13 protein-coding genes and 2 tRNA genes are annotated in these 13,395 nt (G+C 70.0%); 5 read left to right on the top strand and 10 right to left on the bottom strand.

The window, feature by feature from the left end; genetic code table 11:
• The first annotated feature begins 498 nt into the window (after positions 1 to 498).
• Positions 499 to 708 carry a hypothetical protein gene (locus ABD211_RS19820; RefSeq protein WP_425560465.1) on the top strand — a complete coding sequence of 70 codons (210 nt, stop codon included), beginning with the start codon at positions 499 to 501 and terminating at the stop codon, positions 706 to 708.
• Here the strand turns inward: ABD211_RS19820 and ABD211_RS19815 are convergent.
• The 7 genes from ABD211_RS19815 to ABD211_RS19785 form a co-directional block, all read right to left on the bottom strand.
• Complete coding sequence (locus ABD211_RS19815; RefSeq protein WP_344133861.1) at positions 705 to 1,502, bottom strand: carbon-nitrogen hydrolase family protein; 798 nt, start codon at positions 1,500 to 1,502, stop codon at positions 705 to 707. The two genes, ABD211_RS19820 and ABD211_RS19815, sit on opposite strands and share 4 nt — an antisense overlap.
• Before the next feature lie 22 nt (positions 1,503 to 1,524).
• Entirely contained in the window at positions 1,525 to 2,379 is an 855-nt protein-coding gene (locus ABD211_RS19810) for an EamA family transporter (RefSeq protein ID WP_344133858.1), read from the bottom strand.
• 66 nt (positions 2,380 to 2,445) lie between these two features.
• Complete coding sequence (gene clpX, locus ABD211_RS19805; protein WP_344133855.1) at positions 2,446 to 3,741, bottom strand: ATP-dependent Clp protease ATP-binding subunit ClpX; 1,296 nt, start codon at positions 3,739 to 3,741, stop codon at positions 2,446 to 2,448.
• 145 nt (positions 3,742 to 3,886) lie between these two features.
• Positions 3,887 to 4,552: an ATP-dependent Clp protease proteolytic subunit gene (locus ABD211_RS19800; protein ID WP_344133852.1), complete on the bottom strand. Its 666-nt coding sequence runs from the start codon at positions 4,550 to 4,552 to the stop codon at positions 3,887 to 3,889.
• A 13-nt stretch (positions 4,553 to 4,565) separates the two neighbouring features.
• The gene (locus tag ABD211_RS19795) at positions 4,566 to 5,210 is read right to left on the bottom strand and encodes a ClpP family protease (protein WP_344133849.1); all 645 of its coding nucleotides are present in this window, start codon (positions 5,208 to 5,210) and stop codon (positions 4,566 to 4,568) included.
• Positions 5,211 to 5,375: 165 nt separating this feature from the next.
• Positions 5,376 to 6,728 (bottom strand): trigger factor, encoded by a 1,353-nt coding sequence (tig, locus tag ABD211_RS19790; RefSeq protein ID WP_344133846.1) that lies wholly within the window; start codon positions 6,726 to 6,728, stop codon positions 5,376 to 5,378.
• A 688-nt stretch (positions 6,729 to 7,416) separates the two neighbouring features.
• Positions 7,417 to 7,490, bottom strand: a tRNA-Pro gene (locus tag ABD211_RS19785).
• A 132-nt stretch (positions 7,491 to 7,622) separates the two neighbouring features.
• Between ABD211_RS19785 and ABD211_RS19780 the strand changes: the two genes are divergently transcribed.
• The 3 genes from ABD211_RS19780 (at position 7,623) to ABD211_RS19770 (ending at position 10,056) form a co-directional block, all read left to right on the top strand.
• A tRNA-Gly gene (locus tag ABD211_RS19780) sits at positions 7,623 to 7,696 on the top strand.
• 684 nt (positions 7,697 to 8,380) lie between these two features.
• On the top strand, positions 8,381 to 8,911 hold the full coding sequence (locus ABD211_RS19775) for a hypothetical protein (protein ID WP_344133843.1): 531 nt from the start codon (positions 8,381 to 8,383) through the stop codon (positions 8,909 to 8,911).
• A gap of 398 nt (positions 8,912 to 9,309) precedes the next feature.
• Positions 9,310 to 10,056: a phosphotransferase family protein gene (locus ABD211_RS19770; RefSeq protein ID WP_344133840.1), complete on the top strand. Its 747-nt coding sequence runs from the start codon at positions 9,310 to 9,312 to the stop codon at positions 10,054 to 10,056.
• 21 nt (positions 10,057 to 10,077) lie between these two features.
• Here ABD211_RS19770 and ABD211_RS19765 read toward each other — a convergent pair whose 3' ends face one another.
• From ABD211_RS19765 to ABD211_RS19755, 3 genes are read right to left on the bottom strand one after another with little or no spacing between them, the layout of a single operon-like run.
• Positions 10,078 to 10,518: a VOC family protein gene (locus tag ABD211_RS19765; protein WP_344133837.1), complete on the bottom strand. Its 441-nt coding sequence runs from the start codon at positions 10,516 to 10,518 to the stop codon at positions 10,078 to 10,080.
• A gap of 40 nt (positions 10,519 to 10,558) precedes the next feature.
• Positions 10,559 to 11,806 carry a M48 family metallopeptidase gene (locus ABD211_RS19760; RefSeq protein WP_344133834.1) on the bottom strand — a complete coding sequence of 416 codons (1,248 nt, stop codon included), beginning with the start codon at positions 11,804 to 11,806 and terminating at the stop codon, positions 10,559 to 10,561.
• A gap of 48 nt (positions 11,807 to 11,854) precedes the next feature.
• Complete coding sequence (locus ABD211_RS19755; RefSeq protein ID WP_344133831.1) at positions 11,855 to 12,763, bottom strand: NADP-dependent oxidoreductase; 909 nt, start codon at positions 12,761 to 12,763, stop codon at positions 11,855 to 11,857.
• A gap of 38 nt (positions 12,764 to 12,801) precedes the next feature.
• Here ABD211_RS19755 and ABD211_RS19750 point away from each other — a divergent pair.
• A partial coding sequence (locus ABD211_RS19750; RefSeq protein ID WP_344133828.1) for a 4'-phosphopantetheinyl transferase family protein occupies positions 12,802 to 13,395 on the top strand: 594 nt, incomplete at its 3' end.

Below are 13,395 nucleotides of genomic sequence, written 5' to 3'. Positions count from 1 at the left end.
TATCAAGCACCCTGTTGAGTTCTCAAAGAACAAACACCCTCTGCGTTCCAGCCCGCTCTCGCGAACCTTCCCCGCAGGGCAACTCCCCTATCTTACCCGACCGACTTCGCTTTGTCAACCAGTTCCCACTGGCTGGGTCCGCATCGCTCGGGGTTCCCCAAGCTGCGCACAGCACTGTTCGGTGCTCTGCGGTTGCTCGGGGGAAGCCGCAACCCGGCCGGTCCGCCTGATCGAGAGTGACCCTCGCGGCGATCCGCCCGGCTCGTTGCCGGCTCGGTTACTCTACCCGATTCGCTCGGCCGTTTCAAATCGGCTTCGCATCTTCGGGCTCGCCGGGCCTCGCTCGCGCTTGTCCCGACTGGTCCGATGTGCCGTTGAGCTGCTGCTCTTCGGCTCATCGTCCCCGGTTTCGCTTTCGCTCACCGGAGCCGTCGAGAACTTTAGCGGAAGCACCTCGCGGGCTCCAAATCGGGGTCCCGGAGGCGGGATGATGGTGGAGTGACAGATGGTGCGGCGGTCGAGGGCCTGATGGGTCTGCTGAGCCCGGCATGGCAGGCCGTGATCGCGATCTGCCTGCTCATCGTGCTGTTACTCGGCCTGCTCAAGCTCGCTCGCCGCGGTCCGACGCGGATGACGAACGCGATGCTGGTGACCGCCATGGTGATCGTCGCGATCACCGCGCTGACCGTCGCCGCCCAGCTGCTCTAGCCGAGGCGACGGTTCGCCAGGCTCGGCACGACCTCGCGGACCTCGGCGACGCGCGCCATGTCGAGATCCGCGACGGCGATCCCGACCGTGTCGGGGACCTGTGCCACCACCGTCCCCCACGGGTCGATGACCATGCTCCGCCCGAAACAGGTGCGTCCCGGGTCGTGATCACCGATCTGGCCGGCCGCCACGACGTAGCACTGGCTCTCGATCGCCCGCGCCCGCAGCAGCACCTCCCAGTGGTCACGCCCGGTGTGCGCCGTGAACGCCGCCGGCACCAGCAGCACGCGCGCGCCCTCGACGGTCAGCCGCCGGTACAACTCGGGAAACCGGAGGTCGTAGCAGATCGACAGGCCGACCTCGACCCCGTCGACGGCCACGGTCACGGTCTGGTCGCCGGGGGCCACCGTCGCCGACTCCCGGTAGGAGACACGCCCGGGAATCTCAACATCAAAGAGATGGATCTTCCGGTACGCCGCCGCGAGCCCGCCCGCGCGGTCGAAGACCAGCGAGGTGTTGTACGTGTGCTCGGCGTCCGGTCCGGCCTCGTGGAACGACCCGGCCGCGACCCACATCCGGTGTCGGGCCGCCGCGGCCGAGAAGAACTCCGCGAACTCGCCGTCGACGGGCTCGGGCTTCGGCTCCCCGGCCGCGGGACCGAGGTAGTCCACGTACTCCGGCAGCACCGCCAGGTCCGCGCCCGCCGCGGCGGCACGTTCCAGCAGGTCTGCGGCGACCGCCAGGTTGGCGGCACGATCCGCGCGGGAGTTGAGCTGACAGACCGCGACTCTCATGGCGAAAGCTTAGTGGCTACGGTTAGACAGCCGTGAGTACGAGCGCGACAGCCGCCAGCGCGAGCCCGACGCCCTGCGTGCGGCGGATCCGCTCGCGGTCCACCACCAGGGCGAGCAGGACGGTGGCCACGGGGTACAGCGCGGCGACCGGGGCGACCACGCTGAGCGGCCCGCCCCGCGCGGCGACCAGGTACAGGGCGTTCGCGCCGATGTCGCCCACCCCGGCGAGGAGCACCCACCAACCGGTCGCCCCGGGCAGCCGCAACGACTCCCGCCGGACGGTCATGAACAGCAGCCCCACCGCGATGGAGCAGGCGCGGGCGCCGGCGAGGGGCCACATGCCCGAGTCGTCGTGGGCCTGGGCCAACAGCACGAAGAACAACCCGAACAGCGCCCCCGAGGTCAGGGCGAGGCCCAACAGTCGTGGGTTCACCGGGGCCTGCCGTCCGGCGCCGTCCGGGGCGGCGGGACCCATGCTCACCATGCCGATCGCCAGCACGGCGCACAACGCCCCGATCAACGCCACGGGATCGGGCGCCTCCCGGGCGAGCAGTCCAACGACCATGGGAACGAGCGCGGACGTCACGGCCGTCACGGGCGCGACGATGGCCGCGTGTCCCGTGGACAGCCCCTGGTACAGCAGCACGAGGCCGATGAGTCCGGCGATCCCCGCAGCACCGCCCCAGGCGAGGTCCACGGCGTACACCCGACCGGGGACCAGGAAGACGGCGACGCCGAGCACGACCGCCCCGGCCAACTGGGCCCGCACCGTCACCGTCCACGCGCTGGCCAGGCGGGTCGCCCGGCCGCCGCAGTAGTCGGCGGAGCCCCAGACCATGGCGGAGAGCGCGGCGATAGCGGCGGCGAAGGCGGACATCCGAGGGATGGTAACGACCGTCAGCCGTCAGGGCACCTGACGGAGGCGGGCCTCACACGTGCGCGGTCAGGCGGACTTCTCCTCGCGGTGGTGCCGCTCGGCCCGACGGTTGGCGATGCTGCGCGGCACGATCGTCGGGTTGACGTTCTCCAGCACGACCTCGCGGGTGATGAGGACCCGGGCGACGTCGGGGTTGCTGGGCACCTCATACATCACGGAGAGGAGCACCTCTTCCATGATCGCGCGGAGGCCGCGCGCGCCGGTGCCGCGGCGGATCGCCTGGTCGGCGATGGCCTCCAGCGCGTCGGTGTCGAAGTCGAGCTCGACGCCGTCGAGCTCGAAAAGCCTCTGGTACTGCCGCACCAGAGCGTTGCGGGGCTCGGTCAGGATGCGCACGAGGGCGTCCCGGTCGAGGCTGCGCACGCTGGTGAAGACGGGCAGGCGGCCGATGAACTCGGGGATCAGGCCGAACTTGATCAGATCCTCGGGCATGACCTCGGCGAACACGTCGTCCGTGGTGCGCTCGGTGATGATGCGCAGGCTCGCGCCGAAGCCGAGGCCCTTCTTGCCCACGCGCTGCTCGATGATCGTCTCCAGGCCGGCGAAGGCGCCGCCGCAGATGAACAGCACATTCGTGGTGTCGATCTGGATGAACTCCTGGTGGGGGTGCTTGCGCCCGCCCTGTGGCGGCACGTTGGCCACCGTGCCCTCAAGGATCTTGAGGAGCGCCTGCTGGACGCCCTCACCGGAGACGTCCCGGGTGATCGACGGGTTCTCCGACTTGCGGGCGATCTTGTCGATCTCGTCGATGTAGACGATGCCCGTCTCGGCGCGCTTCACGTCGTAGTCGGCGGCCTGGATCAGCTTCAGCAGGATGTTCTCGACGTCCTCGCCGACGTAGCCCGCCTCGGTCAGCGCCGTGGCGTCCGCGATGGCGAACGGGACGTTGAGCATCCGGGCGAGCGTCTGGGCCAGGTGCGTCTTGCCGCAGCCCGTGGGGCCGATGAGCATGATGTTGGACTTGGTGAGCTCGATCGGCTCGCTCTCGCCACGCTGCCCCGAGTTCTCCGCCTGGACCCGCTTGTAGTGGTTGTAGACCGCCACCGCGAGGGCCTTCTTGGCCTGGTCCTGGCCGACGACGTAGTCGTCGAGGAACTGGCAGATCTCCATCGGCTTGGGCAGGTCGTCCCAGCGGACCTCAGCCGACTCGGCGAGCTCCTCTTCGATGATCTCGTTGCAGAGGTCGATGCACTCGTCGCAGATGTACACCCCTGGGCCTGCGATGAGCTTTTTGACCTGCTTCTGCGACTTGCCACAGAACGAGCATTTCAGTAGGTCGCCACCGTCGCCGATCCGTGCCACCTACGTTCTCCCTGCCTTGTCGGCTGCTGCCAGTCGCCTCGACGTTACCTGGTAAAGGGCCAATCTCCGACCCCTGACCCCCATCACATTTCCGGTGTGTCCACCGTCCCAGCTCAGCCGGGCCGGCGGACACACCGGAAGGAGATCAACTAGCCGAGCCCGCGGTGACCGCGGTCTTCTTGCGGTTGGTCATGATCTGGTCGATGAGGCCGTACTCCTTGGCCTCTTCCGCCGTCAAGATCTTGTCGCGGTCGATGTCACGCCGGACCTTCTCGATCGCCTGCCCGGTGTGGGTGGCGAGCATCGTCTCCAGCATGGTGCGCATCCGCAGGATCTCGCGGGCCTGGATCTCGATGTCCGAGCCCTGCCCGTAGCCGCCCTCGGTGGCCGGCTGGTGGATGATGATCCGCGAGTTCGGCAGGGCGAGCCGCTTGCCGGGGGCGCCGGCGGCGAGCAGGATCGCGGCGGCGCTGGCCGCCTGACCCATGCACACCGTGGTGATGTCCGGACGGACGTACTGCATGGTGTCGTAGATCGCGGTGAGCGCGGTGAACGACCCGCCAGGGCTGTTGATGTACATCGTGATGTCGCGGTCGGGGTCCGTGGACTCCAGCACCAGCAACTGCGCCATCACGTCGTTGGCCGAGGCGTCGTCGACCTGGACACCCAGGAAGATGATCCGCTCCTCGAACATCTTGTTGTACGGGTTGGACTCCTTGACCCCGTACGACGTGCGTTCGATGAACGACGGGATGATGTACCGGTTGTGCACCTCGCGCAGCGCGGGAGGCAGAGAGAGGTCAGTCTTCATGATCAGCTCCCGTTCAGGACCGTGTGCCCGCGCCTTCCGGAACCTGGGTGGCTCCGGTGATGACCTTGTCGATGAAGCCGTAGTCACGCGCCTCCTCGGCCGTGAACCAACGGTCACGGTCGGAGTCGCTCTCGATCTGCTCCGCGCTCTGGCCGGTGTGGAACGACACCCGCTCCTGGAACATGCGCTTGGTGTACAGCATCTGCTCGGCCTGGATGGCGATGTCGGCCGCGGTGCCGCCGATGCCGCCGGACGGCTGGTGCATCATGATCCGCGCGTGGGGCAGCGCGTACCGCTTGCCCTTGGTGCCGGCGCAGAGCAGGAGCTGGCCCATGGAAGCCGCCATGCCCATCGCGACGGTCGCCACGTCGTTCTTGACGAACTGCATGACGTCGTAGATCGCCATGCCGCTGTAGACCGACCCGCCGGGAGAGTTGATGTAGAGCCAGATGTCGCGGTCGTCGTCGGCCGCGAGCAGCAGCAGCTGGGCGCAGATGCGGTTGGCGACCTGGTCGTTGACCTCGGTGCCGAGGAAGATGATCCGCTCCTTGAGGAGCCGGTTGAACACCGAATCGTCGAGGTTGCCGGCTAGCTGGTCGCCGCCGCGGGCGGATGGGCCCCGCCCGATCGGCGCGGCGGGGATGTGCAGGTCAGTCATGGCAGCCCCTTCGCCCGTCGAGTCCTTGCTCTTCTGATGTCGGCCGCGGGTGCGCGGCACGACGGATAGTGCTGATCCGACCCTAGCCCGTGAGGCCGCCCCCGCACGCGTGATGGCTCACGTGTTCGCTGTGAGCGCACCATGTCCGCGCGGGGGCGGAACGGGTCAGGACGAGTGCTCGAGGCTGTGCGCGTCGGACTCCGCGCCGCGCAGGTCATCGAGGCTCATCACGGCGCCGGACGCGTCCCTGATGGTGACCTTCTCCAGCACCAGCGCGAGGGCCTTGGAGCGCCGCACATCGCCGTACACCGCGCCGGCCGAGCCGTTACGGACCAGCTGGTCGTAGTACTGCTGGGGGGCGACCCCGGCACGCTCGGCCCGGTGCACGATCTCGTGGCCGAACTCGTCGTCACTGACCTGGATGTCCTCGGCGTCGGCGAAGGTGTCCAGGACCAGCTGGATCCGCACGCCCTCGGCCGCCGCGTTGGTCAGGTCGGTGTCGAGGTCCTCCTCGGTCTTGCCCTCGGAGGCCAGGTACTCCTCAAGGGAGGCGCCGATGCGCTCCAGCTGGTCGGCCATGGCCTCCTTGCGGTAGCGCACCTCCTCCTTCACGATGCCCTCCGGCGCCGGCACGTCGGCGGCGGCCACGAGCGCCTCGAGCGCCTTGTCGCGGGCGGCGTAGAGCTGCTCGACCCGCTTGACCCGCGACAGGCGGGTGACCAGGTCGGTGCGCAGCTCCTCCAGCGTGTCGAACTCGCTGGCCATCGAGGCGAAGTCGTCGTCGACCGGCGGCAGCTCGCGCTCCTTGACGGTGCGCACGGTCACCGACACGTCCGCGTCGCGGCCGGCGAAGTCGCCGCCCACGAGCTGGGTCGTGAAGGTCTCGGACGCCCCGGCGGACATGCCCTCCAGGGTCTCGTCCAGGCCCGGCAGGAGCTGGTTGCTGCCGACCTCGTGGGAGAGGTTCGTGGCGCTGCCGCCCGGCACCTCCTCGCCGTCCACGGTCGCGGCCAGGTCGATCTGGACGAAGTCGCCCCGCTGGGCGGACCGCTCCACGGTCTTGAGCGTGGCGAAGCGCTGGCGCAGCCCGTCGAGCTGGGTGTCCACGTCCTCGTCGGTCACCTCGGTCTTGTCGACAGTGACCTCGACGGTGCTCAGGTCGGGCAGCTTCAGCTCGGGGCGCACGTCCACCTCGGCGGTGAACTTCAGCGGCTGGCCGTCCTCGAACTCGGTGATCTCCACGTCCGGCCGGCCCAGGGTCTTGACCTCGTGCTCGCGCACCGCGGCCAGGATCTGCGTCGGGATGGCCTCCTGGACCGCCTCGGTGAGCACGGTGCCCCGGCCGACCCGCTGGTCGATCACGGCGTCCGGGATGCGGCCCTTGCGGAAACCGGGGATGTTGACCTGGGACCCGATCGCCCGGTACGCCTTCTTCAGGCTCGGCTCGAGCTCAGCGAACGGCACCTCGATGGCGAGCCGTACCCGCGTCGGGCTCAGGGTCTCGACGGTGCTCTTCACAGGCGTACTCCTTGGTGTGATCATCATGATCGGTTCAGGTTGCGTAGACCGGCATGAGTGTAGGCGGGCGACAGCCCGCCTCGCGCAGCGACGCCAGCACACTGTGCACAACGACCCGGCCGGCGGTCCACGACGGCGAAGCCAGACTATCGCGACCGCCGGGACCGTCCGCGCGGTGTCGGCCGGATCGCTCCCAGGCGGCGATCGCTGGGGCGCCGGCCGGGATCCGACCACCGCCCGCCAGCGCCCGCGCCGGCGGGCGGTCGCGGCGCCGGCCGCAAGATCACGATCTGCCGTTCGGAACGGCAGTCCAGGCACCACGCACGCGACCTTCATCGTCGCCTGCCGGGCAAAGTTGACCCCCGGCCCACCGAAACGGGCATACCTACCACCGCGTGACGTCAAGATCGCTGTCTCGCGGCAGGTAACTGTTCAGGTGGTCCGCGCCGGGGTGGAGATCGCCATCTGCGGTGCGGACGTGCAGTCCGAACGCCAACTGTTGATGGGTGGCGGCCCATGATCGTTGAATGCCGTACGGACACGTAGTCCCGACAACCCGATAACCGACAAACCACCCCCCGCTAGTCGTGAAGATCGCCGTCTCCTGTACCAGAGCGCAGCCCAGCCACACTCCTGCACAGAAAACTGAGATCTTGGTACCAACGGACGCGGGTTGACGGGTTGATTGTCGGGGTGGCGGGATTTGAACCCACGGCCCCTCGCTCCCAAAGCGAGTGCGCTACCAAGCTGCGCCACACCCCGTGGCGGGAAGAAGTGTACGGGTCGACCGCCGCGCGGCGCTTGTCGGATCCCACGCCGTGCGTCCCGGTTCAGCCGAGCGGCGCGCACCCGCTACTCTTGACGCGGCCCACCCGGCACGCCGGCGCGGGCCACGCGGGCGTAGCTCAATGGCAGAGTCTCAGTCTTCCAAACTGATGGTGCGGGTTCGATTCCCGTCGCCCGCTCCAAATGTTCCGCTGCAGGCAACAGCCCATATGAGGCTGAATAGCCAGTCCGCTGACTTCATTGTCAAGTCACCTCGTGCCATTGGCCGGCCGAGACCAGGGCGCCATGAAGCTCGAGCGCAGGCGCGGTTCGCGTCCCTCGACGCGACCATCGTGTTTCGCCTGGGTCTACTGCGACGCCACGTCGATGCACACCTACCTACGCCGCCGGGCCGCCGCCCGCGACGCCGGCAAGGCGAACATCCTGTTCACCGCCGAAGCGGCCCGGCGCTGGCCGGAGATCACCACCGTGGCGGTCCACCCGGGTGTGGTGCGGACCAACCCTCGGCCATGCCAGCCCGGCCGAGGACGCCGACACTCTGGTCTGGCTGGCCGACGAACCGACCGTCACGTCGGGCGGTTAATACGTTCGCCCGCCGGGTGCGTCGGCCCGCGGCGACCACGACCGACCCCGCGGTCGCCGCCCGGCTATCGCTCGCCAGCGAGTCCGCAATCGCAGCTTCAGCTGATGACAGCGTTAGCACGGTCGACCATCAATCAGAAGATCACGTTGCACGAATGTTCCCGTGGCGCGCATTCGTACATTTTCGCATGTGACTGCCCCCTGACTGACCGCGCAACCTGAAAGACTCTCCATTGCGATCGCGCAGAATGGTCACGTTCTGCGCCTGACAAATGGGGGAATAATTGAAGAGTATTCGAGCTAGCCTTGGCCGCGGAAACTGGAAGCGCCGCTCGCTCGGCGCGCTGGTGGTAGCCATCCTGGGCTCCACCATGGCCGTCATTCCGGCCAGTGCCGCATTCGCGGTCGGCACCGTGATCCAGCAGAATGTCGCGACCGGACTGCCGGGCAGTCCGATCTGGCGGAATTGCCGTGACGCCGCCAACCGCGTGGAGTATATCTTCCTGGAGGAGTTGAGCTCCGTCTGCGGCAGCGGCGGGACCAGCCAGGTCTACGGCTGGGCCGGACTGCAGACGAATTCGGCGACGTCGCACACCCTCTACGTCTGCGTCAACCGTCAGTGGCATTTCGCCAACCAGATCAACCCGGCGACGGCGACGGGCGGCGCTTCGGGCACAGTTCTCAGCTATAACGTGACTTATCCGAACCCGTGCAGGATTGAAGACAAGGGATATCCCATCCGTAAATTCAAGGGCGCCTTTACCGACGCCTGGGGCAATGTCAGCTACTCGCCGTTCTGGGTAGCCCCGCTGTAGCTCCGAATGTGGATGGCACAATAGATTCTTGATCTCTGCTGAATATGCGGATATGCGTTGTCGCGCGCCTCGACCAAGAGTCGAGGAGCGCGACAACGTTTCTGCTGGCGTGGCCGGCTCCCCGGCCAGCCTCTGCGGTCACCACCCACTGGTCACGGCGTGAGGGCGCCCGCGCTCGGCTGCCGAAGGCGAGCGCCGGGGAGCAGGGCACGCAGCCGGCGTCCCGCAGGGTGGAGCCTGCTTCGTTCCCGCCTCGTTCCATGCGTGGTCCGGTACATCCGTCGGTGCCGCTCACCGCCACCTGTCAGCCGCCCCGCATAGCGACCATGCCCCCACGATTTGCTCCACGTGTTCACACCGCACGATCTCACGCGACATCGGTGGTCGTCCCCGCCACAATGACCGACGTGGATGAGGTCAAGGTCGTTGTCGCCCATAGCGAGCGTGCGACCCTGCGCGTCGGTGACGTGTTCCTGAAGATCGACGCCGATCAGACCCGTACCGACGTCGAGGTCGAGGCGATGGCCATGGCGCCGATCCCGACGCCGGCGGTCCTGTGGCGCAAGCCACCCGTGCTCGCGCTCGCCGCCGTCCCGGGCACGGCCCTCGGCCGCCTCGGCGAGCCGTCGACCGCGTCGCCCAGTGCGTGGGCAGCGGCGGGTGCCGCCGCACGGACGCTGCACGACGCGCCGCTGCCGCCATGGCCCGGTCGCGGCCTCGACGGGATCGCCGCGGAGCTCGACGACGAATGCGCGTGGCTTATCGCGAACAGGGTCCTCCCGACCGACCTGGTCACGCGCAACCGCCAGGTCGCCGAGGCCGCGCTCCGGCCGTGGACACCAAGGTTCATCCACGGCGACCTGCAGGTCACCCACGTCTTCGTCGACAGTGACGAGATCACCGGCGTGATCGACTGGTCCGAGGCGGCCCGGGGCGACGCCCTTTACGACCTCGCCAGCCTGACGCTCGGACACGAGGAGCACCTTGACGACGTCATCGCCGGCTACGGCACCGGTGTCGACCTCGACGTGGTCCGCGGCTGGTGGTCGTTGCGCAGCCTGCTGGCGATCCGCTGGCTCGTCGAGCACGGCTTCGACCCGGCCGCGCCAGGCTGCGAGATCGACGTACTGAGAGCCCGGGTGTGACCCGTGCCGTTCGGCTGAGGCTCAGCCGAACGAGACGAGCGACCCTCGTTCGTCGAAGACCGCGGTGCGGGCCCAGGCCAGCTCCCAGCGGTTGCCTTCCGGATCGGCGACGTACGCCGAGCGGCCGCCCCACTCGCGGTCGGCGGGCTGCCCGATCGGCGTCGCGCCCGCCGCCACCGCGGCCGCGAAGGCGGCGTCCACGTCGTCACGCGCGTCGACGTTGCAGGCCAGCGTGAAGCCCGCCCAACCGCCGGCCGGCGGGGCCGACGCGGGCGCCGCTTCGGCGGCGAGGGCCGGTAACGGGTAGAGCGCCAGGAGCACGCCGCCCAACTGGAACGCCGACCAGCCGTCGTCGGCGCCGGGCAGCTCGCGCCACCCGAGCGCCCGGTAGAAGGCCCGCAGGGTGGCCATGTCTCGGGCACCGAGCGTGACGACGGTCAGCCGCGCGGGAATTGCGTCCATGGCCGGATGATGCCGCCTACCCCCGACAGGTTTCAGCCTTTCAGCCCAACAGGTCCCGACGGACGGACTCGTAGAGCGTGCGCAGCTCCTCGTCGATGGCCGCCGATCTGGTCTCGGTGAGACCGACCTTCCCGGTCTCCCACGGGCGGGACTCGATCATCCGGATTCGTAGCCCGGTCGGCGGATGGCTGGCGAACAGCGACGTCTCGTCCCGGACGGAGAGCTGGCGGTACGCCGTCGTCAGGTCCGCGCGGTCCGCCCTGACCTGGGCGACCGACTCCCGCCACCGGTCCGGGCCGCCGCCCTGCGGCGCGTCGCGGCGGACCAGCATGTCGATGCTCTCCGCGGCGAGCAGGTCGTTGATGGTCGCGACTGTGGCCGCGCTCCCGGCGACCTCGGCGGCGACCTCGTCGGCCCGGTACTCGGCCCGCTGGGCGTCGCGCAGCCCGATCCAGACGAGCACGAGATGCACCGCCAGAACGGTCGAGCGCGCCGCCCAGGCCAGCCCGCGGACCAGCCAGGCGACGGGGCCGACGGTCCCGTCCAGCTCCGGGAACCGCAGGAGGCCGGCGAGGCCGCCCAGCGTCGTGGTCGCGACCCGCACGAGCGGCAGTCGGCGCACATCCCCGTTGACGAAGTGGGCCAGTTCATGGCCCAGCAGCGCGACCCGGTGCTGCGCCGGGAGCACGGCCCACAGCGGCAGCCCCAGCACCAGGACCCGCTTGCCGGGGCCGACGACGCCGGCGCTCGCGTTGACCTGCTCCGACACGACGACCACGTCGGGGACGGGCCCACCCACGGCCCCGGCGACCTCGTCGATCAGCCCGAAGAGCGTCGGCGTCTGCGTCCGGGTCAGCCGCCGGTCGGCGGCACTCAGGCGTCCGAGCCGCGGCCGCAGCTCGATGGCCAGGAGGATCAGTACCACCCCCGGCACGATCATGGGACTCGGGAAGTCAACCGCGACGAGGTACAGGCCCAGCGCGAGCATGGCCACGACGGCCGCGAGGAACCCGACGCCGACGACCGACAGCACCACCCGGGTGCGGGTGGCCCGGGACCGACCCACGGCCCGCCCGGCCAGGGCCGCGAACTGCCGCGCCGTCAGCCGGTACGCGAGCCGGAACGCCCAGCGGTCGACGGACGCCCAACCGAACTCCCCGGGCCGCCGGCCGGGCTCGTAGTGGTCCAACCGCCACTCGCACGCCGGGCACCACGGCTCGGCCTGCCGCACCGAGACCAACGAGGCACGGCACCGTGGGCACGCCGAGGCCTCCGCGATCATCGTCATGGCGCGGCATTCTGCCGCGCCGGCGACCCTTCCCGCCAGGCCGGAGGGTCAGAGGAGCAGGACGACCTTGCCCCGGCCGTGGCCGGACTCGACGGCGCGGTGGGCCTCGACGATCTCCTCGAACGGGAAGGTCCGCACCGGCAGCGTCACCACGCCCTTCGCGGCGAGCGACGCGACCATCGCGAGCCGGGCGGGCGAGCGCGGCGTGAAGACCGGCCGGCCGCCGACCGACGCGGCCGTCGCCGGGTCGACGATCGTGCCGATCCGGGACCTGTCGGCCACCAGTTCGGCGGAGGCGAGGATCGCGTCGCGACCAGCCGCGTCCAGGGCCACGGTGACGCCCTGCGGGGCGACCTCCCGCACCCGCTCGACCAGGCCGGGCCCGTAGGCGACCGGGATGGCCCCCAGCGACCGGACGTAGTCGTGGTTCGCCGGGCTGGCCGTGCCGATCACGGTGGCCCCCGCCTCGCGCGCCAACTGCACGGCTAGCGACCCGACCGACCCGGCGGCCGCGTGCACGAGCAGGGTGTCGTCGGGGCCTACGCCCAGCTCCAGCAGCGCGCCCGAGGAGGTCTGCGCGGCGGCCACGAGCGCGCCGGCGGTCACCAGGTCGAGCCCCGCCGGCTTGGGCACCGCGTCCGCGGCGGGCACGACCACGTAGTCGGCGTAGGCGACCGACGACGCGGAGCCGAGCACCTCGTCGCCGACGGCCAGCCCGGTGACCCCGTCGCCGACCTGGTCGACCACGCCGGCGTACTCGTTGCCGAGCGTCGCGGGGAACGTCAACGGCATGCGTTGCGCCATGTCGCCGCGCCGGGTCTTGATGTCGAACGGCTGCACGCCGGCGACCTTCACGCGCACCCGGACCTCGCCGGGGCCGGCGGCGGGCTCGGGCACGTCGACGATGGTGAGGACCTCGGGTCCGCCGTACTCATTGATCTTGATAGCTCGGCTCACCGACCCATCATGCCCCGCGCGTAGGGCAGACTGTCCGCGTGCTCGGACAGGACGCGGTCGATGTGTGGTGGGTGCGCCTGGCCGACGCGGCCGACGCGCGGGCGGACCTGCTGACGCCCGCCGAACGCGAGCGCTTCGACCGCTACGTCCGCGACGAGGACCGCTGGCGCTTCGCCGCCGGGTCCGCCGTGGTCAGGCTCGCCACCAGTGGGTACGTCGGGACGAACGCGCACGACATCCCGCTGGACCGGTCCTGCCCGGACTGCGGGAGGCCGCACGGACGGGTCCGCCTCCCCGCGGCGTACGGCCTTGAGGTGTCCGTCACACATTCCGGGGAGTGGGTGGGGGTCGCCTTCGCACGCCGCCCCGTCGGGCTGGACGTGGAGCGCACCCGGCCCCGGGACGATCTTGACGGGATCGCCCGGCTGGCGCTCGATCCGGCCGAGGCCGAGATCCTCGCCGGCCTGCCGGAGCGGAGCCGCCCAGCGGCGTTCACCCGCTACTGGGCGCGCAAGGAGGCGGTGCTCAAGGCGACCGGCGAAGGGCTGCGCACGCCGCCGGCGCAGGTGGCCGTGTCGGCGCCCGACGACGCGCCGCGGCTGCTCGCGCACGCGGGCCGGCCGGGCCTCGCG

The organism is Luedemannella flava, from assembly GCF_039528515.1.
Classification (GTDB): domain Bacteria; phylum Actinomycetota; class Actinomycetes; order Mycobacteriales; family Micromonosporaceae; genus Luedemannella; species Luedemannella flava.
Note: the sequence above shows the minus strand (reverse complement) of the source record. Positions and strands in the feature narration are given on the sequence as shown.

Excerpts from the sequence above, each read along its gene's own strand:
- ABD211_RS19760 (WP_344133834.1), bottom strand. The coding sequence starts at position 11,806 with ATGACGATGATCGCGGAGGCCTCGGCGTGCCCACGGTGCCGTGCCTCG.
- ABD211_RS19810 (WP_344133858.1), bottom strand. The coding sequence starts at position 2,379 with ATGTCCGCCTTCGCCGCCGCTATCGCCGCGCTCTCCGCCATGGTCTGG.
- ABD211_RS19815 (WP_344133861.1), bottom strand. The coding sequence starts at position 1,502 with ATGAGAGTCGCGGTCTGTCAGCTCAACTCCCGCGCGGATCGTGCCGCC.
- ABD211_RS19765 (WP_344133837.1), bottom strand. The coding sequence starts at position 10,518 with ATGGACGCAATTCCCGCGCGGCTGACCGTCGTCACGCTCGGTGCCCGA.
- ABD211_RS19795 (WP_344133849.1), bottom strand. The coding sequence starts at position 5,210 with ATGACTGACCTGCACATCCCCGCCGCGCCGATCGGGCGGGGCCCATCC.
- ABD211_RS19770 (WP_344133840.1), top strand. The coding sequence starts at position 9,310 with ATGACCGACGTGGATGAGGTCAAGGTCGTTGTCGCCCATAGCGAGCGT.
- ABD211_RS19800 (WP_344133852.1), bottom strand. The coding sequence starts at position 4,552 with ATGAAGACTGACCTCTCTCTGCCTCCCGCGCTGCGCGAGGTGCACAAC.